At 38.0% G+C, this 22,386-nt stretch carries 20 protein-coding genes; 1 reads left to right on the top strand and 19 read right to left on the bottom strand.

Annotated elements, in window-relative coordinates; all coding sequences use genetic code 11:
- Window positions 1-9 precede the first annotated feature (9 nt).
- From L1S31_RS09670 to L1S31_RS09605, 14 genes are all read right to left on the bottom strand, one after another.
- Window positions 10-843: a GNAT family N-acetyltransferase gene (locus L1S31_RS09670; protein ID WP_236464526.1), complete on the bottom strand. Its 834-nt coding sequence runs from the start codon at window positions 841-843 to the stop codon at window positions 10-12.
- A gap of 9 nt (window positions 844-852) precedes the next feature.
- Window positions 853-1,377: a DinB family protein gene (locus L1S31_RS09665; RefSeq protein ID WP_236464525.1), complete on the bottom strand. Its 525-nt coding sequence runs from the start codon at window positions 1,375-1,377 to the stop codon at window positions 853-855.
- Between the two features lie 5 nt (window positions 1,378-1,382).
- Window positions 1,383-1,985 carry a hypothetical protein gene (locus L1S31_RS09660; protein ID WP_236464524.1) on the bottom strand — a complete coding sequence of 201 codons (603 nt, stop codon included), beginning with the start codon at window positions 1,983-1,985 and terminating at the stop codon, window positions 1,383-1,385.
- Between the two features lie 16 nt (window positions 1,986-2,001).
- Window positions 2,002-2,922, bottom strand: coding sequence for a GlxA family transcriptional regulator (locus L1S31_RS09655; RefSeq protein WP_236464523.1), 921 nt, complete (start codon window positions 2,920-2,922; stop codon window positions 2,002-2,004).
- Window positions 2,923-3,315: 393 nt separating this feature from the next.
- Window positions 3,316-6,300 (bottom strand): DUF4062 domain-containing protein, encoded by a 2,985-nt coding sequence (locus tag L1S31_RS09650; RefSeq protein WP_236464522.1) that lies wholly within the window; start codon window positions 6,298-6,300, stop codon window positions 3,316-3,318.
- 121 nt (window positions 6,301-6,421) lie between these two features.
- On the bottom strand, window positions 6,422-7,810 hold the full coding sequence (gene lpdA, locus L1S31_RS09645) for a dihydrolipoyl dehydrogenase (RefSeq protein WP_236464521.1): 1,389 nt from the start codon (window positions 7,808-7,810) through the stop codon (window positions 6,422-6,424).
- Between the two features lie 148 nt (window positions 7,811-7,958).
- Window positions 7,959-8,900 (bottom strand): hypothetical protein, encoded by a 942-nt coding sequence (locus L1S31_RS09640; RefSeq protein WP_236464520.1) that lies wholly within the window; start codon window positions 8,898-8,900, stop codon window positions 7,959-7,961.
- 2 nt (window positions 8,901-8,902) lie between these two features.
- On the bottom strand, window positions 8,903-10,264 hold the full coding sequence (locus L1S31_RS09635; RefSeq protein WP_236464519.1) for an MBOAT family O-acyltransferase: 1,362 nt from the start codon (window positions 10,262-10,264) through the stop codon (window positions 8,903-8,905).
- Between the two features lie 93 nt (window positions 10,265-10,357).
- Complete coding sequence (locus L1S31_RS09630) at window positions 10,358-10,606, bottom strand: acyl carrier protein (protein ID WP_236464518.1); 249 nt, start codon at window positions 10,604-10,606, stop codon at window positions 10,358-10,360.
- 4 nt (window positions 10,607-10,610) lie between these two features.
- Window positions 10,611-11,270: a GNAT family N-acetyltransferase gene (locus L1S31_RS09625; RefSeq protein WP_236464517.1), complete on the bottom strand. Its 660-nt coding sequence runs from the start codon at window positions 11,268-11,270 to the stop codon at window positions 10,611-10,613.
- A gap of 2 nt (window positions 11,271-11,272) precedes the next feature.
- Complete coding sequence (locus tag L1S31_RS09620) at window positions 11,273-12,766, bottom strand: AMP-binding protein (protein ID WP_236464516.1); 1,494 nt, start codon at window positions 12,764-12,766, stop codon at window positions 11,273-11,275.
- Between the two features lie 97 nt (window positions 12,767-12,863).
- Complete coding sequence (locus L1S31_RS09615; RefSeq protein ID WP_236464515.1) at window positions 12,864-14,621, bottom strand: ABC transporter ATP-binding protein; 1,758 nt, start codon at window positions 14,619-14,621, stop codon at window positions 12,864-12,866.
- 73 nt (window positions 14,622-14,694) lie between these two features.
- Window positions 14,695-15,453, bottom strand: a complete 759-nt coding sequence (gene truA / locus L1S31_RS09610; RefSeq protein WP_236464836.1) for a tRNA pseudouridine(38-40) synthase TruA — start codon at window positions 15,451-15,453, stop codon at window positions 14,695-14,697.
- A gap of 42 nt (window positions 15,454-15,495) precedes the next feature.
- Complete coding sequence (locus L1S31_RS09605; RefSeq protein WP_236464514.1) at window positions 15,496-16,173, bottom strand: TMEM175 family protein; 678 nt, start codon at window positions 16,171-16,173, stop codon at window positions 15,496-15,498.
- Between the two features lie 66 nt (window positions 16,174-16,239).
- Between L1S31_RS09605 and L1S31_RS09600 the strand changes: the two genes are divergently transcribed.
- A complete protein-coding gene (locus L1S31_RS09600) occupies window positions 16,240-16,737 on the top strand; it encodes a metallophosphoesterase family protein (RefSeq protein WP_236464513.1) in 498 nt (165 codons plus the stop codon).
- Here L1S31_RS09600 and L1S31_RS09595 read toward each other — a convergent pair.
- The 5 genes from L1S31_RS09595 to L1S31_RS09575 form a co-directional block, all read right to left on the bottom strand.
- Window positions 16,734-17,432 (bottom strand): T9SS type A sorting domain-containing protein, encoded by a 699-nt coding sequence (locus L1S31_RS09595; protein ID WP_236464512.1) that lies wholly within the window; start codon window positions 17,430-17,432, stop codon window positions 16,734-16,736. The genes L1S31_RS09600 and L1S31_RS09595 overlap by 4 nt on opposite strands.
- 60 nt (window positions 17,433-17,492) lie before the next feature.
- Window positions 17,493-17,660 (bottom strand): hypothetical protein, encoded by a 168-nt coding sequence (locus L1S31_RS09590; RefSeq protein WP_236464511.1) that lies wholly within the window; start codon window positions 17,658-17,660, stop codon window positions 17,493-17,495.
- 171 nt (window positions 17,661-17,831) lie between these two features.
- Window positions 17,832-18,257 carry a hypothetical protein gene (locus tag L1S31_RS09585; RefSeq protein ID WP_236464510.1) on the bottom strand — a complete coding sequence of 142 codons (426 nt, stop codon included), beginning with the start codon at window positions 18,255-18,257 and terminating at the stop codon, window positions 17,832-17,834.
- 236 nt (window positions 18,258-18,493) lie between these two features.
- Complete coding sequence (locus L1S31_RS09580; RefSeq protein WP_236464509.1) at window positions 18,494-19,102, bottom strand: TetR/AcrR family transcriptional regulator; 609 nt, start codon at window positions 19,100-19,102, stop codon at window positions 18,494-18,496.
- 146 nt (window positions 19,103-19,248) lie between these two features.
- A complete protein-coding gene (locus L1S31_RS09575; protein ID WP_236464508.1) occupies window positions 19,249-22,374 on the bottom strand; it encodes an efflux RND transporter permease subunit in 3,126 nt (1,041 codons plus the stop codon).
- Window positions 22,375-22,386 lie beyond the last annotated feature (12 nt).

The raw sequence follows: 22,386 nt of genomic DNA, 5'->3' as shown, positions 1-22,386 counted from the left end.
GATTTTCATTTAATCGTTTAACTGCATTTCGTATTGCGCGATGAAAGGACTTAGTCCAATGTTTGTTAAAAATCTAGTTGTCTCCAAATCATTTTCATCAACATTGATCATAGCCAAAACTGCTTCAGGATTCTGATTTTGAGCAGTGTGAAATAATTGTTTTCCAATGCCTGTATTTCTATGGGTTTTGTCCACTCCAAATTGTTTTATCCGCAAGGTGTTTTTATCAAAAATAATATAACCTATCAGTTTTTCCCCATTCAAAACTCCAAAAGCTGTGTGCTTTTCGCTATTGCTTTTGATGCAGCCCAATGAGTTTTGGTAGGTTGGATGATGATTCCAAAATGGTTGTACCAAACTTTCATCAGGCAATTCGATGGACTGGATTTTATAATCGGTTTTTTTAGGTTCAGCTACTTTTCCCTTATAACAAATCACTTTTCTTGTGATGGTATAGCCAAGGTTTTCATAGATTTTCAACGCCTTTTGATTTTCGCAGATGACTTCCAGAAAATGATTTTTAATTCCAATTTTACTCAGATTGGAAATCACATGTGGATACATCTTCTCAGTCAGTTTCATTCCCCGATAATCCGGAATAATTCCTGTTCCGGCATTATAGCCAATGTTTTTTTTTGAGTTAATCCCAAGCAGGATAAACCCAGCCAACTCATTGTTAATAGTCACTCCGACAGAATGTTCAAGCAAAATATTTTCAGATTGTATCTTATCGCGCAACTGCTGTACCTCTAATTTTAAAGGAATAAAATAGCCTTCAAACGCTTTATTGAAGCAAGTTGTAAGTTCTTCTATGGATGTATTTTCAAGGGTATGTATCTGCATCCAGCAAATTTATTCAATTAATGGATAATATTTTTCCTCTAACACCCTAAAATGCCAACGCTGATGTCCCGGCATGCAGAATGCCATCGAAAGGACGCAGTATTCCGCACCATTATAACCTTTGCCGGATAAACGCAGCATTTCGGGTGTGAAGGATTTATAAAGCGCAATGTAATTTTGCCTGACTAAAATGAGTTCTTCAACCAAATCATCAACAGTCCTGCGATTGGCAAACGCATTTTTGGCAAAGGAATCCTCATCGAAAGAAAGCATTTGCTGCCTGTCTTTTCGGGCAAATGCTGTAACCCGATAGGCAAAAACACGCTCGGTGTCAATGATGTGCTGTAGCATGTCTTTTATGGTCCATTTTCCCGGAGCATACGCTTTTTCGCCCAGTGCTTTCCATTTGTCGATTGGTGCGTTTTGTAATTCTGCCAAACTGATTTCGAGTGCTTCCATATAAGTTACGTCATCGGTTAGATTGATGTATCGGTCAAAGTACTCGGGCATTTTTTTGATTTCTGATTTCTTCATTGTTGTTATATTTTGCTTAAGGTCATTACCCAATTCCATTCCCAGGTTTTGCCATTGTCTGTTGAAAATGCCTGCGACCATATTGGATGCTCAGGGTTGGTTGCATCCCATTGATAGATGACGCGTATTTTTTTGTCGTTAAAAATATCGTCGGTGTAAAATTTACCAATGCCTTTTTCAAATGAACCGGTAACCGGATTTTCATCCATTGTACCATTATTGCTGTCCATCCAGTAAATTTTCCATAGCCTTGTTTTTGGATTGTATAATCTTACCGCCATGCCTTCAAATGGATTTCCGTCGAAAGTGGCATAATAATTTTCTACATTCCCAAGGCCATTCAATGTTTTGCGTAAGTGCAGTTCCGATTCAAATTCATCCCATTCTGTACTGTTATTCAAACGGCTTTTTAGCTTTTTGTTGTGTACTTTCCATTTTCCTTCGAGAAAATTAAAATCCTTTTCTGATGAAGTTACTGACGGTTGAATGTCTAAGGTTTCTGATTTCATGGTTTCATGTTTTTTAAGTGTAAATTTAGTCGAGTTTTGAGCCGTAGCTGCCACTGCCGACATTATGGTAAATGTCAGCATAAGAATGATTTTCTTCATGTTGTTTTATTTTAGATTAATAAGAATTTATTATCCTGCTCAGCTGCCGTTCGCTTTGCAACCCTATTCTCTGCGCAATTTCTATACGCGAGAAATCGGGGTTCTTGAGCAGTTCCCTGCTTTTTTCTTTACGGATTATCGTGATGAAATCGTTTACAGTAACATTGGTTTCCTTCTTAAAGATGCGGGTAAAATTCCGTTCACTCATATTCGCAATTCCAGCCAAATCCTCGAGATTGGTTTTGATATGAATGTTATCAAGGATCCAGTCCTGTGCTTTATGAATGCCCGAATGAATATGATTCCTGAATTGCAGCAGCTCGCTGTCCTGAGCACTGTTGCCGCTTCTTCGGTTGTAAACCACCAATTCGCGTGCTACCAAATGGGCAAAATGGCTTCCTTTTAATTTTTCGATAATATGAAGGCTCAGGTCAATTCCGGACGCGATTCCGGCACTGGTATAAATCCCATTATTGTCTGTAAATAGAATATTTTCAATAACCTTGGTTTTTGGGTATAATTCCTGAAGTTGCCTGGTTCGTTTGAAATGTGTAGTACAAGAAATATTGTCCAGCAAACCACATTCGGCCAACGCAAAAGCTCCCGCACAGATACTGCAGATGTTCACTCCGTTTTGATGTAAATCCTTCAGCCAGCTGAGCAGATTTTTTTCCTTTTTGAAATCCTCCGAAAGAAGGTAGGAAGCATTGGAACCCGGTATTATCAGGTAATCACCTTTATTGATCACTACTTCGGTGTAGTGTTTTGTTTTACCAATAGACAACCCTGAAGTCGTTGTAATTTGTGGAACGAGATTGCAATGTTCAATCTCAAATTCGGCACCAAAATCAATAGCTTCGTGAATCGCCTGATCTGGTCCGGCCAAATCCATCAAATGGATTTCGGGTAATAGCAGAAAGACAAATTTTGTTTTCATAATTGGTAATTGTAAAGTCCAAAAATACAAACTATTGTCCTAACTGATTAGCCATAAAAAAGACATTTTCAGCCAAGATTAAAATTAACGCTGAATGCGTGAGCGATGGGAGCAGAGTACCATGTACTGCGGACAGCGCGACCCGTAGGGGCACGCCATAAAAAAATCCCCATCTTTCGAAAGGGATTCTTCTTGGTTTAGGAATGTAATTATTTTGCTGGCATATCTGAATTGAAGCAGTCACGGAGCAGTTTCCATTTTCCGTCTTCCATTTTCATAATTGGTGAGTTTAAGTTGGTTTAAATTTTGACAAACTAAATTTATAAAATACTGATTATCAATTAGAATGCAATAAAAATACTTGTTAACAATCTTAATGTCATTGCAAAACTGCTATTTTTTTTTCGGAGAAAGTTCAGATAGCAGCTTTCGGGTTTCTTCAACTTCGGGATGTTTTATTTTTTCACGTATCTCCAAAGCTTTTTCCAATCGCATTCGAGCTAAATCTTCCTGGTTGCCAAGTCCAATATGGCAAACACCACATAAATGGAGGCCGTTGGCAATGCCCCAGGCATATTGGCAATCATCGTGTGCTGATTTTTCATAGGCAGATCTCGCCATCGCCAAAGCAGAATTGTAATCGGGTATAGTAAGATAAATTTTAGCCAGTAGTAATTGAGTGTCAATAATGATTTTACCATAACCGCAGTTTTCAGCATGATTTAATGCTGTGGTAGCTTCTGATAAAGCTGCAGGAAGATTTCCTGAGCAATAAGCAATTTCAGAAGAGAGCATATACGAGTATATAACGCTTAACATTTCTCCTGATCTGTCTGTCCATTCTTGAATTTTCTGTAAATGTTCATATGCTTCTGAGATGGAATCAGGTAAGGCTAAAATGCCTAAATAATAGTGTGTAATGCTTAAATCTTTCAGGATATTAGTATCCAAACACATTTTTGCTTTTAATACAGCTTCCTCGTTTTTACCAATCGCATGCAAAAATTCAAATTCAAAATATGATGACGCAGAAAATAATTGCCCGTCATACATTTCTGTTGCTTTATCGAAATATTCCTTTGCTTTTTGTGTTTCTCCCAAACAATAATAAATATAACTGAGATGACCAGTACTACTTCTTTTTACATACATTTTACTTTCTTCTCTATAGCCTCTTTCTTTCATATCGATTTCAATATACTCGAAAGACTTTTCCAACAATTGTTTCGAAAGAGGAAATTTTCCAAGTAAACTGTTAACTAATGCATAGTTTTGAAGACCTTGAGCATGGTGATGGAATAATTTGGATTTTAAGCTTATGTCCATTTCCAATTTAACGGATGATTCACCAGATTTTAAATCCCCTAACATAATAGATGCTAATGCAAGCTCACTTAAAAGAGCATTTTTAATAGTGTCATCAATTTGATCAGAAAGATTTTCAGGACGCCCATCTTCACAGAAATAAGAAATTATGCGCATTAACCTTGAATAATCGCCTACTTCATGATATAAATGGCAATTGACACCACGACCACTCATCACATCTATGTAGATAGATATAGCATTTTCATAATGCCCAGCCAGTATATTGTGTTCAATTAAAGCTTCATATCTGTCTAGTGTTTCTGAATCTGTTGGTTTGTTTTCAGGTTTTGTATCAAGTCCAATTGCCAGCTCATTCCTTACAACATTGTGTATGTCTTCGGGTTTTATTCCGAGAAGCTTTCGAAAATAGTCCCTTAAGAAGGGATGTGCTGTATAAACAATAGACGCTGATTTATTATAGGAATAGATGAGCCCTTGCTTTTTTAGTTTTTCAGCAATGCGGGCAAGTTTAGCCTGATTGATACCTGTCAATGCACCGGCGATTTTACCACCTGCATCAATCAGGTATCCAAATATGTTTATGGTAACACCGTTTGGGAAAGCTGATAAGCGAATTATAAAATCGCGCTCTTCGTCAGGAAGGCTTTTAGCATATCCTCCTAAAATTCGCGCCAGTTTTGCAGCTTGTGGTTCATCGGGAGAAATCTCTTCAAGGCTGAATTCGGTAATCTGATCAGGGTCACAGTTGCAATAGTGGTTGAGATATGAGCCTAATACGGAAACAGATAAAGCATGCCTGCCCACGGATTCTGCAATGTGTAATAATTTTTCGTCAGAACCTTTTACTTCCCACGCCTTCAATACTTCAACTGCCGACTCATGATCAAGGACTTCGAGGTCATGGCTTTTATAACCTGCGTTTTCCCATTGTTCCAAATCGGTTAGCTTAAAACGTGAAGTAATTAATGCCCTGGTGTTACCCAGCCCAATGGTGATTGCCCTAAGTAAATTTTTTAAGCGATGGTCTTCAAGATCTCCTTTCGCGCGAATCGAATTTCCTTTTCCTTCTGATTGCACCCGTTCCAAACCATCTAAAACGATAAGATTCTGATTGTTTTCAGCCCCTAATGTCCTCTGCAATATTTCGAGTTTTCCTCCGATCCCATCAGGTTCCTTACCAGTAAAAAAGATACACGCTTCTTTGAGGAAGGCATCAGTATTGGGTTCGTCATAAAAAGACCATACCAATATATTTCCAACTAATTTTTTTTTGTCTAAAGTTTTTAAAAAATGTTCTATTATGGCAGTTTTACCTGTTCCGCCAATTGCTACGAGCGAGCGTACTCTATCAGGTGTAACGGGCTCTCCCCACCATTGCAATAACTCTTCAAGGAGTTGTTTCCTGCCTCGGAAATGAGGAGCTGGTTGCAATGGATGCACTGCATGATATCGAAATGTTTGTTTTTTTGTAGTTATTGTTGCTGTTATTGTCGCATTGGATGCTTTCAATAACCAGTTTGCTATATCTGATGTAACTTTAGAAGCCAAATTATCAGGTGTTGTAAATTTCTCTCTTACAAGACCGGCTTTGGTATTGAGAAAAGTTTTTAATTCCTTGAGGTTTTTTACTTTTTCATATACTTCAATTGCTTCTTCCTGAGTTTTAGCATTTTCAAGTTGGTCCTGTTCAGAAGGCTGATTCCAGCCTATATATTTTTCATCCAATATGTATGCAAATATTGGGATTCCTTTATCCATTGCGGTCTCTATCTCAATCCATGTAATACTTTTTTTTCCATCGCCACCTTCTTCGACCGTAGGTACCCATCCATATCTATTGGCAATCATAACAACAATTGCATTAGCTTCCTCAAGCTTTGCTTTACATACAGCTACAGGTGATGAAGGCTGCGCTCCAAACGATTCCATTTTTACGGGTAAATTATTAAGACGCAATATAGAGTTTGAAACTTCCTGTCTGTGTTTTTCCATATCAATTGCAGTGGAAGACAGAAAAACACGTAATACTTCGGTTTGAGTTTTTGCCATGTCAATAAAAATTAACAGAATTTGGCCTACAATTTAGTTATTTTTTAATAATGATTTATATAAAATAACAAAAAAACCCATTCTTTCGAACGGGATTTTCTTTATGATTTTAATTTTTTTTTTACAAATGAATCACTTCGCCATAAGCATCGGCAACGGCTTCCATCACGGCTTCACTCATTGTAGGGTGTGGATGGATTGCCTTTAGGATTTCATGACCGGTAGTTTCCAGTTTACGGGCTACAACTGCTTCGGCAATCATATCGGTCACACCAGCACCAATCATGTGGCAGCCCAGCCATTCGCCGTATTTGGCATCAAAAATTACTTTTACGAAACCATCCGGAGTTCCTGCAGCTTTTGCTTTTCCTGAAGCTGAGAATGGGAATTTTCCAATTTTCAGTTCGTATCCTTTTTCCTTGGCCTGTTTTTCGGTTAAACCAACAGAAGCAATTTCAGGAGTTGCATACGTACAGCCTGGAACGTTTCCATAATCGATTGGCTCTACATGAAGCCCTTTTATTTTTTCAACACAATTGATTCCTTCCGCAGAAGCAACGTGTGCCAAAGCCTGTCCTGGCGTCACATCTCCGATTGCATAATAACCAGGAATGTTTGTCTGCGAATAAGCATCAACCAAAATTTTGTCCTTATCAGTTTTGATGCCTACTTCTTCGAGGCCAATGTTTTCAATGTTTGTTTTGATTCCAACTGCCGAAAGCAAAATGTCAGCTTCGATGATTTCTTCACCTTTTGCTGTTTTTACATAAGCTTTTACGCCTTTTCCGGAAGTATCGATTTTTTCAACAGAAGAGTTCGTCATAACTGTAATTCCGGCTTTTTTTAGCGAACGCTCGAATTGTTTTGAGATATCTTCGTCTTCGACAGGAACTACATTTGGCATAAACTCAACGATGGTAACCTCTGTTCCCATAGCATTATAGAAATGGGCAAATTCAACACCAATGGCACCCGAACCAACCACAATCATTTTCTTTGGCTGTGTTGGAAGCGTCATTGCCTGTCTGTAACCAATTACCTTTACACCGTCTTGTGGCAGGTTTGGCAATTCACGCGAACGTGCACCAGTTGCGATGATGATATGGTCTGCCGAATATTCGGTAACTTTTTTGTCTTTGTCGGTAACGTCAACTTTCTTTCCCGGTTTTAATTTTCCAAAACCATCAATTACGTCGATTTTATTTTTCTTCATCAGGAACTGAACGCCTTTGCTCATTCCGTCGGCAACATCTCTGGAGCGTTTTACAACTGCACCAAAATCCTTGTCGAATTCCTTAATGGTCAATCCATAATCAGAAGCATGTTTTAGGTAATCAAAAACCTGAGCCGATTTTAGCAATGCCTTGGTTGGGATACAACCCCAATTCAAACAGATTCCACCAAGGTTTTCCTTTTCGATTACGGCTACTTTGTAACCCAATTGTGACGCGCGGATTGCTGTAACATAACCGCCAGGACCACTTCCTAAAACAATAATATCGTATTTCATTTTTTTGCGAGTTTATTTATTATTGGTAAAAAAATGCAGTCGCTTCGCTCGTGTCATTTTCTCGTGTTTATTTATTATTTGTACAAAATGCAGTCGCTGTCGCTCGTGCCATTTTATATGATTTTCTAAATTAATTGAGACTGCGAATTTATGGATTTATTTTGAAAATCGTATCCAATTCTTTTCCATTCTTGAGCAGTTTATTCATTTCGGCAACACCATTTTTATTGAGGTGAATCGTGTTATAAAAATTATCGATGTTGCTGATAATCTTTTCATCGCAAGCATCAACAAACGGAATATTCAGTTTTTGGCAGATTTGCTTTGGGATTTCAAAAGCTTTAGCATCATAAGCCGATTTATAAACCGGCGTCTGGATGCATATCAGTTTGATGTTTTTGCTTTTGCAGAAGGCATTCAGTTTTCTTAAGGCATTTTCTAGATTCGGAATTTCAGCATCCTTTATGTAATGCTGTTTTGCCTTGGTGTTTACAGGATCTTTTATGGTGTCCCATTTTTCCACATTGGCTTCATAACCTTCGGGAAAAGCATTTGCGTTTCTCAATGTAATGCAGTCAGTCAGGATTTTATACTTGAAAATGGCATACAGTGGAATATATTTTTCGAAGTTGTCAAATTTATAGAAATCAACCATTTCCATATTTTCTTTGCTTGGCATGAAAGCAAAATGAGCATAATCATTTTTGTTTGTCAATGCTATGCTGTGGTTCAGGTTTCCGGCTTTTATGAAGGGATCGATATTTAATATGACAAACTTTGGGCTTTTGTTTTTGGACAAATAATTCTTCAATCTCAATTCACTTACAAGTATTTCTGAAAACCCATTCATTCCGATGTTTACCGATTTCAGGTGATAATTCTTTTCAAAAAAACCAGGATCAAAGTGCGCCCAACCTCTTGAACTTCCCAAGAAAACCAAATCAGCATTTACATTTGCAGTAAGATCCAAAGTATCATAACCCGAAATGCTTTTACCTTTTGTCCTGATTGACAAAGCAATCTGCAACACAGAAATCACAACCAACAAAACGCAGGCAAATAAAAAGATATTTTTTAGCAGCTGTTTCATGGTTAGAATTGTAAATACATAAATAATTGCGTCTTATCAACAAATGAAAAATAGTAAATGGAAATCACCAAAAACATATAAAAACTCCATCTCAAAGCCCTTGATTTTTTGATAAAAGTTCCTGCAATTCCATAGTTTTCGTTTTTGCCAAACCACTCAGTTACAAACATTAACGTAATGTAAAGTAGTGTTATCATTAATACAACATATCCTGTAGTTATCAAGGGCTTGCTAATCAATGATTTTGAAAACATATGTGTGTAATATTCAAAAGCCATCGAAATGCTTTCGCATCTGAAAATTACTGCCGTAAGCATTACAATTGCAAATGTGCTAAAAATGCCAAACCACATTTTAAGGTTTGATGTCGTTTTATTTCTTTTAGTCAAGGTTCCGTTTAAGATTAGTGGGATAAAATATAAACCGTGGAGCAAACCAAAAATGATGAATGTCCAGTTACTTCCGTGCCACAATCCGACTAAAACAAAATTGATGATTATTGATAACATGACTCCTTTTTTTCCGGAGCTTCTGAAAATGAATGATAACGGTGTATAAACATATTCGGTCATCCAACTCGTTAGGGATATGTGCCAGCGCTTCCAGAATTCTGCTATATTTTGGGCGAAGAATGGATAGTTGAAGTTTTTCGGAATGTTGAATCCCAACAGTTTAGCAATCCCGATTGCCATATCGGAATAGCCTGAAAAATCGGCGTAAATCTGAATGATATATAAAAATGCGCCGATTAAAAGTGAACTTCCAGGATAATCCTGATAATGGTCAAATAATTGATTTGTAATGGGAGCACAGCTATCGGCAATGACTATTTTTTTGAATAAACCCCAAAGAATCTGACGAAATCCATCGACGGTTTGTGCATAACTGAATTGCCTCTTTTTTTCGAGTTGCGGAATGAAATTATCAGCTCTGTCAATTGGCCCGGCAAGCAGGCAGGGAAAAAAAGCAACGTAATTGAAAAATGCAACCCAGTCATTTGCCGCATCTATTTTTTCGTTATAAACATCTAAAATATAGCTGATTAATCGGAAAGTGTAAAAACTGATTCCAAGCGGAAGTATGATTTTTAATGTGTGGATATTTGGATTGAGATTGATTGTTGCCAATAAATCGGCTACAGCTGTGATGAAGAAATTAAAATATTTAAAAAATAACAGTAAGCCAAGTGACTGGAAAATTGCTAAGTAGAGAAAAAAACTTTTCCTTTTCTCATTTTCGGCCTTCGAAATCGAAAGTCCGCAGCAGTAGCTAAAAGCGCTGCTTATGATTATCAATGCAAGGAATTTCCAGCTGAACCAGGCATAAAAAAGATAACTGCCCAAGAGCAGCAATGCGTTCTGCATTTTTAAGCTTTTACCAACAATCTGCCAATAGAGTAAGTAGAATGATAAAAAAAATGCTAAAAATTCAATGGAATTGAACGTCATAAGCGATTGTTATTTTTCGGAAAGCTTACCACTTACCAAGTCTATCAGGTTGCCCATATTCTGCAGCTTATTTAAATCTTTCAGCTTGAATTTTACGCCAAAAGCCGATTCGATTTCGGTAATAATTATCATGTGTGTCAATGAATCCCAGCCGTCTGCATCTTTTGCAGTTAATTCTTCATTCAATTCGAAATTGCTGTGACCTAAAACCGAATTTAATATGGTTCCGATTTTTTCTAATATTTCAGCTCTGTTCATATGTTTAGTTTAATTCTTTTTCCATTAAATATTTTTCGTCCGATGGCAGGTAATCTAAAATTTCAGTATCATTTGATTTAGCAGATTTTACAATGCTGAATCCGCAATTTTCATATACTTTTTGCGCGGCTAGATTATTTTTAAAAACCTGTACCTGTACTTTTTTTATTGAAGGAAATTGTTTGATGGCTTCTTCAATATGTTTTGAAATCAATTGATGGGCTAAACTTTTCCCACGATGTTCTGGCGCAACAAACAAATATTCTATCTGTAATGTATTCGCTTCTCTTTCAATCTGGATGTCTTTTACCAAATGTGCTTTGGTCATCAAAAACGAAAGGCTTTCCCTGCCAAAGGTATAACCAATTAAGTTTGATTTCAATAAACCCGAATTGGATTCACCCTCAAACTGCTCAATCCAACCACTGAAAGCAGCAACTGGTTTACCTTCAAATTCTATAACCAAAAAACTGCTCACTGAAAGTTCGCAACCGTCTACTTCTTCGTCAAACATTGCGGCGATTAGCTCAAGTGCTTCTGCTTCGCTTTTATTGAATAACGTTGAAAAACTGAATTTATCTGTGGCACTTTTTTCAGCTTCCATCACGGTTTTCGCCAGAAATGGAATATCAGAAAGCCGGGCTCTTCGGATGGAGTAGTTCATTGTTAATCAATAAAAAGGATTTCTAATTTTTTCCTGTCGGTTTTTCCGTTGACATTTAGCGGAAAAGTATCAATAAATTTAACCTTTTTGGGAATCATATAATAAGGAAGTTTCTCTTTCATGTAATCAATAGTATCCTTATAATCAAAGGGTTTGCTTTCGATTACCATTGCAACTTCAGTATTTCCAACATCATCAGGCAAAGTCAAAACTACAACATTGATTTTAGACAAAAATTCTTTGGCATAAAATTCAATTTCAGAAAGCTCAACACGGAATCCCTGGATTTTTGTCTGGAAATCAATTCGGCCAATATATAACAAATCACCATTTTCATCGGCTTTGCATAAATCTCCGGTTTTGTAAAACCGCTCTTCTTTATTATTGTAAAGGATATTGAAAAAGGCTTCCTTATTCTTTTCAGGATTCTTCCAATAGCCTGGCGTTAACTGGATTCCGCCCAAACAAAGCTGGCCGACATTTCCAGGTTCCAATACATTATTTTCTTCATCAATGATAATGGTTGAATTATAGTTCATTGATTTTCCGATAGAAAGAATTCCGTTATATGATTTATTTTGCCCGTTTCTGACATAATCGTAAAAAGTGCAGAATATGGTATCTTCAGTCGGACCATAAACGTTGGTGATTTGTGCGTTTGGAAGGCAGTTGCTCCATTCGGTTGTAACATCCAGCGGAAGCGCTTCACCGCAGAATAGGCTATACCTCATTTTTGGCAAATCGATTTCATCAAAATAAGGCCTTAAATAATGCAATATTGACGGAACCATGAGGGCAACCGTTAACTCGTAATCTTCCATCAACTCAAAAATGTAGCTGTATTTTATCTTGTCTTTTGGAACCAAATAAACGCATGAACCTTTGAGAAGTGGTATCAGATAAGACATTACCGATAAATCGAAAGTCAGTTCAAACATTTGAAGGAAACGGTCATCTTCGTTGATTTTGTAACCTAAATCCCAAAATGCCTTGGTAAAACCTGAAAGGTTTTGTTTTGATATTGGCACACCTTTGGGTTTTCCTGTAGTTCCCGAAGTAAACAGCAAATAAACCAATTCACTTTCAGGGATTTTATTAGGTTCTAAATCAATGGCAACTGGTTCAATCTTTTTGCTTTGGATTGCTTTGATATTTGGAAAAACCGCAGTTTCAGATGAATCGATTATAGTTTCAATTCCGGCTTCACTAATGATATTCTGGTTTCTGTCTGATGGAATATCCGGATTTATGGGCACATACGCTTTTCCTTCAAACCATATGGCAACAATCGCTGCATAAGTTTCCAGATCGTCATTCGTAATGATTCCGATTATTTTTCCGGTATTATTTTTCAGGGCGAACCGGATATTTGAAATTGCCTTTGCAAAATCTAAATAGGTGTAATAAATACCGTTGATAAAAAAAGCATTCCTGTTTTCATGAGCCAGAATCACCTCTTTTAAATCCAGATAAATATCATTTTCCGTTGGGTTCATTTATTACTAAGCCTTTAAAATGAGTAAGCTCCAAAAATATATATTATAAACCAAAAGCAGTGGAGAAAGTTAATTTTTTTGAATGAATAGCAGCTATTTATTCTACTTCTGCAGCAAACTGGGAATCGTATAAGTTTTTGTAATAACCGTCCATTTTGGTAACCAAAGCCTGGTGTGTGCCTTCTTCCACAATCTGTCCTTTGTCCATCACAATGATTTTATCGGCATTGATGATGGTTGCCAAACGATGCGCAATTACAATCGATGTACGCCCTTTTGTAATGGTTATCGTGGCTTTTTGAATCAGTTCTTCGCTGTAAGTATCGATAGAAGATGTCGCTTCATCCAAAATCAAAATACTCGGATTGCTCACATAGGCGCGAAGGAATGCAATCAACTGGCGCTGGCCTGAAGACAACATCACACCGCGTTCCTTGACATCGTAATCATAACCTCCGGGAAGGCTTTTGATAAATTTATGAACACCAATTTCCTTGGCCGCATTAATTACATCTTCACGGGATATTTCCGGATTGTTGAGTGTAATATTATTGTGGATGGTATCGGCAAAAAGGAAAACATCCTGAAGTACAATGGCAATCTGCTTGCGCAGGCTTTCGAGTTTGAAATCGTTTATGTTTTGGCCGTCAATGTAAATGGCACCCGAATCAATTTCGTAAAAACGGTTGAGTAGGTTGATGATCGTTGATTTTCCTGCGCCAGTCGCACCAACAATCGCAATGGTTTCGCCTTCATTTACTTTGAGGTTGATGCTTTTGAGCACTTCCTCATTGGCTATATAACTAAAACGCACATTCTCAAAACGGATATTTCCCTTGAAATGACTGGCTTCTTTTGTTCCGTTGTCCTGAACATCTTCATTGGTATCCAAAATATCAAAAACACGGTTGGCCGCAATCATTCCCATCTGCATCTCATTGAATTTATCTGCAATCTGGCGTAAAGGGTTGAACAACATTCCGATGAACATCGTATAAGAAATCATTTGTCCAGTTGTGGTAAACGGATTTCCATTGATAATCTGCATTCCACCATACAAAATAACAACTCCCAGAGTTATCGACGAAATAATATCGGCAATAGGGAAGAAGATGGAGTTGTACAGGATGTTTTTAATCCAGGCCTGATTATGCTTCTGGTTGATTTCTTTGAACTTTTCATATTCGATGTCCTCACGGTTGAAAAGCTGTACGATTTTCATTCCGGTAACGCGTTCCTGAACGAAGACATTCATGTTGTTGACCTGCGTTCGTACTTCCTCAAAGGCAACCTGCATTTTGCGCTGAAAGATTCGGGTAACATAAACCAGGATTGGCATTGAAACCACAACAATCATTGATAAATGCCAGTTCATATAAAACATTACAATCAGGCAGACCAGCATTTTGAGCATGTCACTAAAAATCATGAACAAACCCTGGCTGAAAATGCGTGCGATTTGCTCAATGTCGGAAACGGAGCGTGTTACCAGCATTCCGACCGGAGAATTGTCAAAATACTTCATTCGGAACGTCTGCATGTGACGGAACAGTTTGGTACGGATGTCCTTGATGATATCCTGCCCAAGCCAGTTGGCCCAATACACAAAATAGAATTGCGATAAAGTCTCCAACAATAAGGTACATCCCATAATGATGACGTAGAATAAGAGTCCGGATTTGCTGGCGTTTTTAATATAAGTATCAACGGTAATCTGCAGTAAGAATGGCCTCAATGAAGCGAAAAGTGCCAACAGCAATGCAAACAAAATCACACCATAATACCTCATTTTATAGGGCTTGGTGTATTTTAAAATACGTTTGAACAGATTGGTGTCGAATGCTTTTGCCTGCACTTGTTTGTTATTTTAAATGTTGAATTATAAATTTTAAATTATTTCTTGTTTGGTTGCTGCACTCATTTAAAATTCAAAATTTAGAATTTAAAATAATTTCACCAAAATCGTATTCGATTTTGGTAAGGTATAAACCATGTGCGGGAACTGAAAATCCGGCCTCGCTCCGGTTTTTGCTTTCTATTATTTTTTCAAAATCGGCAAGGCTGATTTTCCCTGTTCCGATGTTGATCATTGTGCCCACAATGGCGCGAACCATATTCCTTAGGAATCGATCGGCGGTAATGGTGAAAACAATTTTGGTTCCGTCCTTCTTCCAATTGGCTTCAAAAATCACACAGTTGAAAGTGCGGACGTCAGTGTTCGTTTTTGAAAAACATTCAAAATCGGTATGCCTGAAAAGAATGGCGCAGGCCTGATTCATTTTGTCAACATCCAGCGGAAGCTGAAACTGATAACTGCCTTCATTTTCAAAAGCGTCCTTCATTGTATGGATATGGTATTCGTAAGTTCTTTTGGTAGCGTCAAACCGCGCATGGGCTTCATCGGCAACTTTAAAAATTTTGAAAATCACAATGTCTTTAGGTAAAAAGGAATTGAGTTTGTGGGTCAATTGCTGCGTGTCAATTTCGGCCTCATAATCAAAATGGGCATACATCTGCCTGGCATGGACTCCGGTATCGGTTCTTCCTGCGCCAACAATGTCAACGGGAGTTTTTAGCAGCATTGACAAGGCTTTATTGATAGTTTCCTGTACAGAATCTGCTTCGGGCTGGTATTGCCAACCGTGGTAGTTTGTTCCTTTGTATGCTAATTCGATAAAATATCTCAAGACGTCTTTGTGCCAAATTTTAAACCACAAAGTTACAAAGTTTTATTCCGTTTTTGGTTTCTTTTTCCTTGAGTATATTTTAAAAACTATTGGAAAGATACACATCCAAAGCATTGACATGCTTTTTAATTCGGGTTGCGGAATTATCTGATAAGTAATCATAATCAAAACCGCTGCAGTTGAAAACCCTATGACTGCTATTTTCCTTTTGTGAAGTTCTTCCGTATGCTCGCTAAGGTCGGTATTCAAACGTATGGAAGGCCGTCCAATCACGATATAATGGTATAAAATATATTGCGCAATTACACAAAAAAGAATCATAAAAAGATACATGAAAAAGGGAAGCATCTGTCCTTTAGCCCTTGTAATCAAGGTCGCGCTAAAAGGAAATAATCCAATAAAAAATAACAGCAGCATGTTGCGGATTACTAAGCCTCTGTCATAATCCTTAAGCAGGCTGAACATTTTTAAATGCTGATACCAAATCGAGCCGATAAAAATGAAACTCACCATATAGGCAAGTAAGGTTGGCAGTAAATGCTTAATTTCATGACTCATATTTTCTGAAGTCAGTTCAATGTTTTCCGGGATTTTGATTTCAATTGCCATTAAGGTAATGACGATGGCAAAAACAGCATCGCTGAATAATATCATGCGTTCAAGTTGGAATTCCTTCTTGATTTCGTCACGAGTGATTTCTTCGTTATCGTTTTGTTTCATTTAGTTAGTTTTAAGCAGTTTTTCAAAGCTATAAAAAAAGTTTGATTCTTTGTAACTTTGCTGTGCATGAAAAAAATACTCCTACTTTCAGATACCCATAGTTATCTTGACGAAAAAATATTGAAATATGTCCGTCTGGCAGATGAAGTTTGGCATGCGGGTGATATTGGCGATTTGGCCGTAACGGATACTTTAAAATCACTAAAACCTTTGCGTGGTGTTTATGGCAATATTGACGATGACAAAGCCCGAATGGAATTCCCGCTGCACAACAGGTTTTTATGTGAAGATGTTGATGTATGGATTACGCATATTGGCGGTTATCCCGGAAAATACAATCAAAATATCAGGGAAGAAATCGAAAGTAATCCACCAAAGATTTTTATCTGTGGGCATTCACACATACTCAAAGTGCAGTTTGACAAAAAGCTGGGTTTGCTCCACATGAATCCCGGTGCCTGTGGAACGCATGGTTTTCATCAGGTGCGTACCATGCTGCGTTTTGAAATTGACGGGGATAAAATCCAAAACCTCGAAATCATCGAATTGGGAAACAGGGTTTAAAGCTTGACGAATTTTTTGGTAACCGTTGAATTCCCGTTATTGATTTTTACAAAATAAAGTCCCTGTGACAAATCCCTGGTATCCATTTTAAACTGGAATGAATTGGATTGTTCCGCTTTGCAGATTTTTCCAAGGCTATCATAAAATTCGATACGTGAGGTTCCTTCAGTTTGATTTTCCAATGTAATTTCTATCCAATCCGCAGCGGGATTTGGAGCAATGCTGAAGTCAGGCTTGTTGAAATCAGCTGTAGCCATGTGTACGGTAGAATAAATTGCCTGTTTGTTGTACGCTGAATTAATCACTAATGATTTTTGATTATCACCAAGTTCCGTAATTACATAAGTAAAGTCATTTGTGCCATCGCCTTCCATGAAAAGATAAAAATAAATGTCCTCATACGCTTGCAGTACAGAATCAGTGCACCAGCACAGGCAGGGCGAAAAATTGGTTCCGGAAAATTCTGTTTCGTTGTTGGCAAAAGTAATTTGACCATACATGCTGTAGCAGGCCCACGCGGTCATTTCCTGTGTTCCCGACTCAAATCTCACTCCTAAATTCCCTCTTGGCGGAGGATAATGCGTACCGTCATAATTAAGGTCGGTCAGGTACCAATCCTGTCCAAATATTCGTGAGTCTTGTGCGAATGAGCAATACGAAATTAAAAGCAATAGGGAAATGTAGAGTTTATTCATAGTCATGGCTTTGATTATGAACTAAATGTAAGCAAATTATTTAACTTTTAACAAATTACTTTAATGGTCGTTTGTTTCCGATTCATCATCTTCAGAAAATGTGGATGATTTTCTATTAAAATGTTCGACAACATCCTTTTCGTCCTTAAGATTGCGGCGGATTAAAAAGATGAGGAGCAGAATGCCAAAAACGATTACGATTCCAACGATAATCCAATCTGCGTGCATAGAATATAGAATTGAGGTTTTAGTAAAAGTACTTTAAACGTCTTTTACAGAGCTTTTTAGCTTGTTATTAAATTGTTATTTAATAGACAATCGAACTGATGCTTTTGAAAATGAACTAAAGTTCATATACCTGAAGCCCACTGGGCTTCCTCCTCTTAATCTCAAATATTTCTAATCTACAATCCAGCTGATGCTTTTGAAAATGAATTGGGTTTCACCATTTTCCTTAACGGCATCAAACTTCAAATCCTTAAATTCTGCACCGTGATAAGAAACCCCTTTTTTACTGATAAGTTTGCTGATTCCTTTTTCAGAATCCCGAATGTTTAAAAAAAGTACAGCACAAAGTCCATCGCCCTGTACATTTACATAGAGGTATTTTTTATCGTTTTGCTCTGTATAATCTTTCATCCAATAGGTTAATTCCGAGGGATCAACGCTTTTTAACTGCCTGGCCAATTCCTCTTTATATTCTTTGGAATCAGGAGTAAACTTGTCAAAAACCGGATTGGTATTGGTGCAGTTAGGCCTGTCGCAGGAACCAACAACCAAACTGAATAGAAAAATGAAAAGACAAATTGATGCAGTTTTTTTCATGATGGCATTTGTTTGTGTTATTACAGATTTAATGAAAACGAAGTTAATGAAAATGATGGAATCAGTATTACACCGATTAAAATCCATACGATTAATCTTGTTCAAGCCTGGTTCACAAAAAGTACCTGCTATAGTACTACAATCCCGAACAAAACCTGAACAAAACCCGAACAAAACCAACATAAAAAAGCACCCTTTTCAGGATGCTTTTTCGAATATAGTTGTTTGTTTTTTTATTACGGCTTTAAACCTTTCATCACCATACGAACGACTTCTTTTTTACGGTCTTCCATTAAGGCTTTGTATTCCTTTTCAGAAATGCCGGTAACCAGCATTAACATCGGTTTTGATATTATTGGGAAACCACACATTGAAATAATGTGTATCGGTACATGAAGCGGATTCATCCTGATAATATTCCCCTTGTCCATTTCTTCATTGACATGTTTTAGGAAATTATCAATGTCCGGACGTTTGCCATCAAGCATTTTATCAATAAAGGCTGGGCCTATCGAGTTCAATTCATTAATGATGAATAAAGGAAGGAACGGATTCTTAAGTGCAACGGTGATGTACTCGCTTGCAAAGTCGGCTACTTTCTGCTCAAAAGGCAGATCACTGTTCAAAATCCGAAGCATCTGAGGCAAAGCCTGGCGCATGATGGTTTTGGCAATATTCTGATATAATAAATCCTTTGACCTGAAATAATAGTTCAGTACGGTTCGTTTGATACCGGCGCGATCTGCAATATCCTGCATTTTGGCATTATCAAATCCTTTTTCTACGAAAACATTAAAGGCTGCTACTAAGATTTGTTCTTCTATTGATTCTTCTACTTTTGACATAATTTGGGGTGTGACATGTGAGTTTGACACAAATGTCAGTTTTATTTTTGGCATGACCAAATTTTTAAGTACTTTTTTAACAAGAAAAAGGAAGAAGCGGGCATTTACCAGTCGTTACACCGCCTCTTCCAATTCATAACCACTAACTAACCTGCAACCTCAACAAGACTGGTTTTGCTGCTAAATCTTCTTTGTAATTTATCTTTGATTCTATCTACTGAGTAATATGCAATTGGAACCACGAAAACGGTAAGGCACAAACTTGAGAACAATCCTCCAACCAATACCCACGCCAATCCGTTTTTCCATTCAGAACCTGCTGAAGTAGACATTGCAATTGGAAGCATTCCGATAACCATTGCCATAGTCGTCATCAGGATTGGACGAAGACGTGTGCTTCCTGCTTCGATCAATGCGTTCCAGGTTGAAACACCTTCTTCTTTCCTGTGGTTGGCAAAATCGACAATTAAAATCGCGTTTTTGGCAACAAGCCCTAATAACATAATCATTCCCAAAATGGTAAAGATACTCATTGATGATTTTGCCAATGCCAATGCAAGGAAGGCTCCAATGAACGCTACCGGAATAGAGAACAATACCACAAAAGGATAGATAAAGTTGTTATACAAACCAACCATTACCAAATACATTAACACAAGTGCAGCCAACATAGCGTAACCCAAAGCAGAGAATGAATCTTTCTGACGCTCGATATCTCCGCTCCATTTTACATCAACACCTTCAGGCATTGGTTTTTCTGCAAGCGATGTATTGATCCTGTCAGCAACTACACCGGCAGTAATGCCCAGGATGTTGCTTTTTATCGTTACCGAAGTCCTACGGTCTTTACGTTCCAATACACTTGGGCCACTTCCTTGCGCTACAGCTGCAAATTGGGAAAGCTTGATTACTTCTCCCTCATTGTTGGTAAAGGTGATGTTTTTCACATCGTCTACACTTTTCTTATTGAAGGCATCAAAACGGACATTGATATCATATTCGTTGGTACCAACACGGTATTTTGAATCGTCGTTTCCTGAATAAGCATTCTTAAGCGTTGCACCAACGGTATTGATGGTCAATCCCAACTGGCTCATTTTTTCACGGTCGATGTTTACTTCAACTTCAGGGTTTCCTTCCTCAACACTCATGCTTACATTGATAGCACCTGGAATATTTGAAATCCTTTCCTTTAATTCGTTTGCAGATTTCATCAACAATTCCTGGTCTTCACTATTCAATACCAATTGGATTGGCTCACCAGAGTTTACCATGCTTACTAAAGTTGGTTTAACTTTTACACCACCAAAATGCTGGGCAATCGCTTCCGATTTTTTAAGCATGATTTTTTCGGTGTTTTCAGTTCTGTGCTCTTTATTCACAAGGGTTACGGTCAACTCCGATTTGTAATCGGAACCAACTCCGGCCACAATTGAGGAAGTACTTGAGCCGGCAACGTTACTGAATACATCAATTACATCGGGCTGTTTGCGAAGGAAGTTTTCGATTTCGTTGGTTTTCATATTGTTTTGTTTAACGGTCAGATCTTTGTCGTATTCCAAAGCCAATCGGAACTGGCCTTTATCGGTTTGTGCTACCATTTCGTTACCAATGATACCCGCTTTTAGGATTACTCCGGTTGCTACGAAAAGCCCGATTACGATTCCCAACATGGTCAATTTATGTCTTAATGCCCATTTCAAAGCTTTGGTATACCAATTGGTCAAACCATCAATTTGACTTTCGAAGCCAAGAAGGAAACGGTCAAACATTTTGCTTTTATTCAAATGGGTAACTTTTCCGAAACGGGAAGCCAACCAAGGTGTAAGCGTATAACAAACGAATAAACTCATTAAGGTTGCCACCACAATTGTTAACGAGTACTGACGTAAGATTGATGAAATGGAAGTGTTTACCAAAGCTAATGGACCAAATACCACAACGTCTACCATGGTAATTGCCAAAGCTGAGAATCCAATTTCGTTACGTCCGTCCAATGCAGCCTGGCGCTTTTCCTTGCCCATATGCAGGTGACGGTGGATGTTCTCCAAGACCACAATACTATCGTCTACAAGGATTCCGATTACCAATGATAAAGCCAATAAAGTCATCAGGTTTAATGAATATCCCAAAAGGTACATTGCGATAAAAGTTGAAATCAATGAAGCCGGAATGGCAACCAATACGATAAGCGAATCCCTGAAACTGTGTAAGAACAACAGCATAATTGCCGCAACCAATAATACTGCAATCCATAAATCGTGGATAACTCCGTCCGCAGCTTCCAGTGTATAATCGGCTGTATCGTCTACGATGGAAAATTTTACGTCGTCTTTGGCAAAACGCTGCTCGATAGCACCGATTTTCATTTTGGCCTGACCACTAATGGCAACCGCATTGGCATCACCTTGTTTTTTAATCAATAAACCAATTCCGTTTTGTCCGTTATATCTAAAGATGGAAGAGTAGTCTTTTGTCACGTCGCCAACACTGGCCACGTCCAATAATTTAATTGGGCTTCCGGTTTTAGGCTGCGCAATTACCAGGTCATTCAATTGGTCTAATGAAGTGAATTTCCCTGAAATCCTAACGGTCATCTGCCCACTGTTGTCTGATTTTATTTTTCCTGCCGGAAATTCAATGTTAGCATTGTTGATTGCCTGGGAAACATTCAGGATCGACAAACCATAATAATCCAATTTGTCCTTATTGATGTTTACCTGGATTTCACGTTCCTGTCCACCAATAAGCGTTATCTCACCAACACCGGAAATCTGTTGTAACTGTGGCTTGATTTCGTTTTTCATTACATCATAAAAAGAGGCATTGTCCAAAGAGGAAGTTGCCATCAGCTGCATGATTGGCTGATCACTAGGTGACAACTGGCTGATGCTTGGCGCTTCAACATCATCGGGTAAATCCCCCATAATGTTATTGATTTTACGCTGTACTTCCTGTTGCTTGTCGTCAATATCCGTATCCATGGTGAATTCGGCAGTGATGATCGAGTTGCTTTCCAATGATTGTGACGTGATACTTTTCAATCCGTCTACACCACTTAAAACATCTTCTATTTTTTTGGTTACCGATTGCTCTACGTTTGATGGAGCTGCACCGGGATAAGGTGTCATTACCATTAGGGTTGGCTGTGCCATATCCGGCAACAATTCGTAACTCAGTTGTTTGTAACTAAATATACCTCCTCCGATAAGTATCGTAAAGATTACGATGATTAATGAGGGTCTTTTGATTGCTATTTCTGTTAAGCTCATGTTAGTTGTCTT

Origin of the sequence: Flavobacterium wongokense, from assembly GCF_021608265.1 — a bacterium.
In the GTDB taxonomy this organism is placed as follows: Bacteria; Bacteroidota; Bacteroidia; order Flavobacteriales; family Flavobacteriaceae; genus Flavobacterium; species Flavobacterium wongokense.
This window is presented reverse-complemented; position numbering and strand designations above follow the sequence as displayed.

Coding starts and splice junctions, on each gene's coding strand:
- L1S31_RS09650 (WP_236464522.1), bottom strand. CDS start 6,300: ATGGCAAAAACTCAAACCGAAGTATTACGTGTTTTTCTGTCTTCCACT.
- L1S31_RS09600 (WP_236464513.1), top strand. CDS start 16,240: ATGAAAAAAATACTCCTACTTTCAGATACCCATAGTTATCTTGACGAA.
- L1S31_RS09605 (WP_236464514.1), bottom strand. CDS start 16,173: ATGAAACAAAACGATAACGAAGAAATCACTCGTGACGAAATCAAGAAG.
- L1S31_RS09620 (WP_236464516.1), bottom strand. CDS start 12,766: ATGAACCCAACGGAAAATGATATTTATCTGGATTTAAAAGAGGTGATT.
- L1S31_RS09655 (WP_236464523.1), bottom strand. CDS start 2,922: ATGAAAACAAAATTTGTCTTTCTGCTATTACCCGAAATCCATTTGATG.
- L1S31_RS09585 (WP_236464510.1), bottom strand. CDS start 18,257: ATGAAAAAAACTGCATCAATTTGTCTTTTCATTTTTCTATTCAGTTTG.
- L1S31_RS09580 (WP_236464509.1), bottom strand. CDS start 19,102: ATGTCAAAAGTAGAAGAATCAATAGAAGAACAAATCTTAGTAGCAGCC.
- L1S31_RS09590 (WP_236464511.1), bottom strand. CDS start 17,660: ATGCACGCAGATTGGATTATCGTTGGAATCGTAATCGTTTTTGGCATT.
- L1S31_RS09665 (WP_236464525.1), bottom strand. CDS start 1,377: ATGAAGAAATCAGAAATCAAAAAAATGCCCGAGTACTTTGACCGATAC.
- L1S31_RS09575 (WP_236464508.1), bottom strand. CDS start 22,374: ATGAGCTTAACAGAAATAGCAATCAAAAGACCCTCATTAATCATCGTA.
- L1S31_RS09660 (WP_236464524.1), bottom strand. CDS start 1,985: ATGAAGAAAATCATTCTTATGCTGACATTTACCATAATGTCGGCAGTG.
- L1S31_RS09595 (WP_236464512.1), bottom strand. CDS start 17,432: ATGAATAAACTCTACATTTCCCTATTGCTTTTAATTTCGTATTGCTCA.
- lpdA (WP_236464521.1), bottom strand. CDS start 7,810: ATGAAATACGATATTATTGTTTTAGGAAGTGGTCCTGGCGGTTATGTT.
- L1S31_RS09670 (WP_236464526.1), bottom strand. CDS start 843: ATGCAGATACATACCCTTGAAAATACATCCATAGAAGAACTTACAACT.
- L1S31_RS09640 (WP_236464520.1), bottom strand. CDS start 8,900: ATGAAACAGCTGCTAAAAAATATCTTTTTATTTGCCTGCGTTTTGTTG.
- L1S31_RS09635 (WP_236464519.1), bottom strand. CDS start 10,264: ATGCAGAACGCATTGCTGCTCTTGGGCAGTTATCTTTTTTATGCCTGG.
- L1S31_RS09625 (WP_236464517.1), bottom strand. CDS start 11,270: ATGAACTACTCCATCCGAAGAGCCCGGCTTTCTGATATTCCATTTCTG.
- L1S31_RS09630 (WP_236464518.1), bottom strand. CDS start 10,606: ATGAACAGAGCTGAAATATTAGAAAAAATCGGAACCATATTAAATTCG.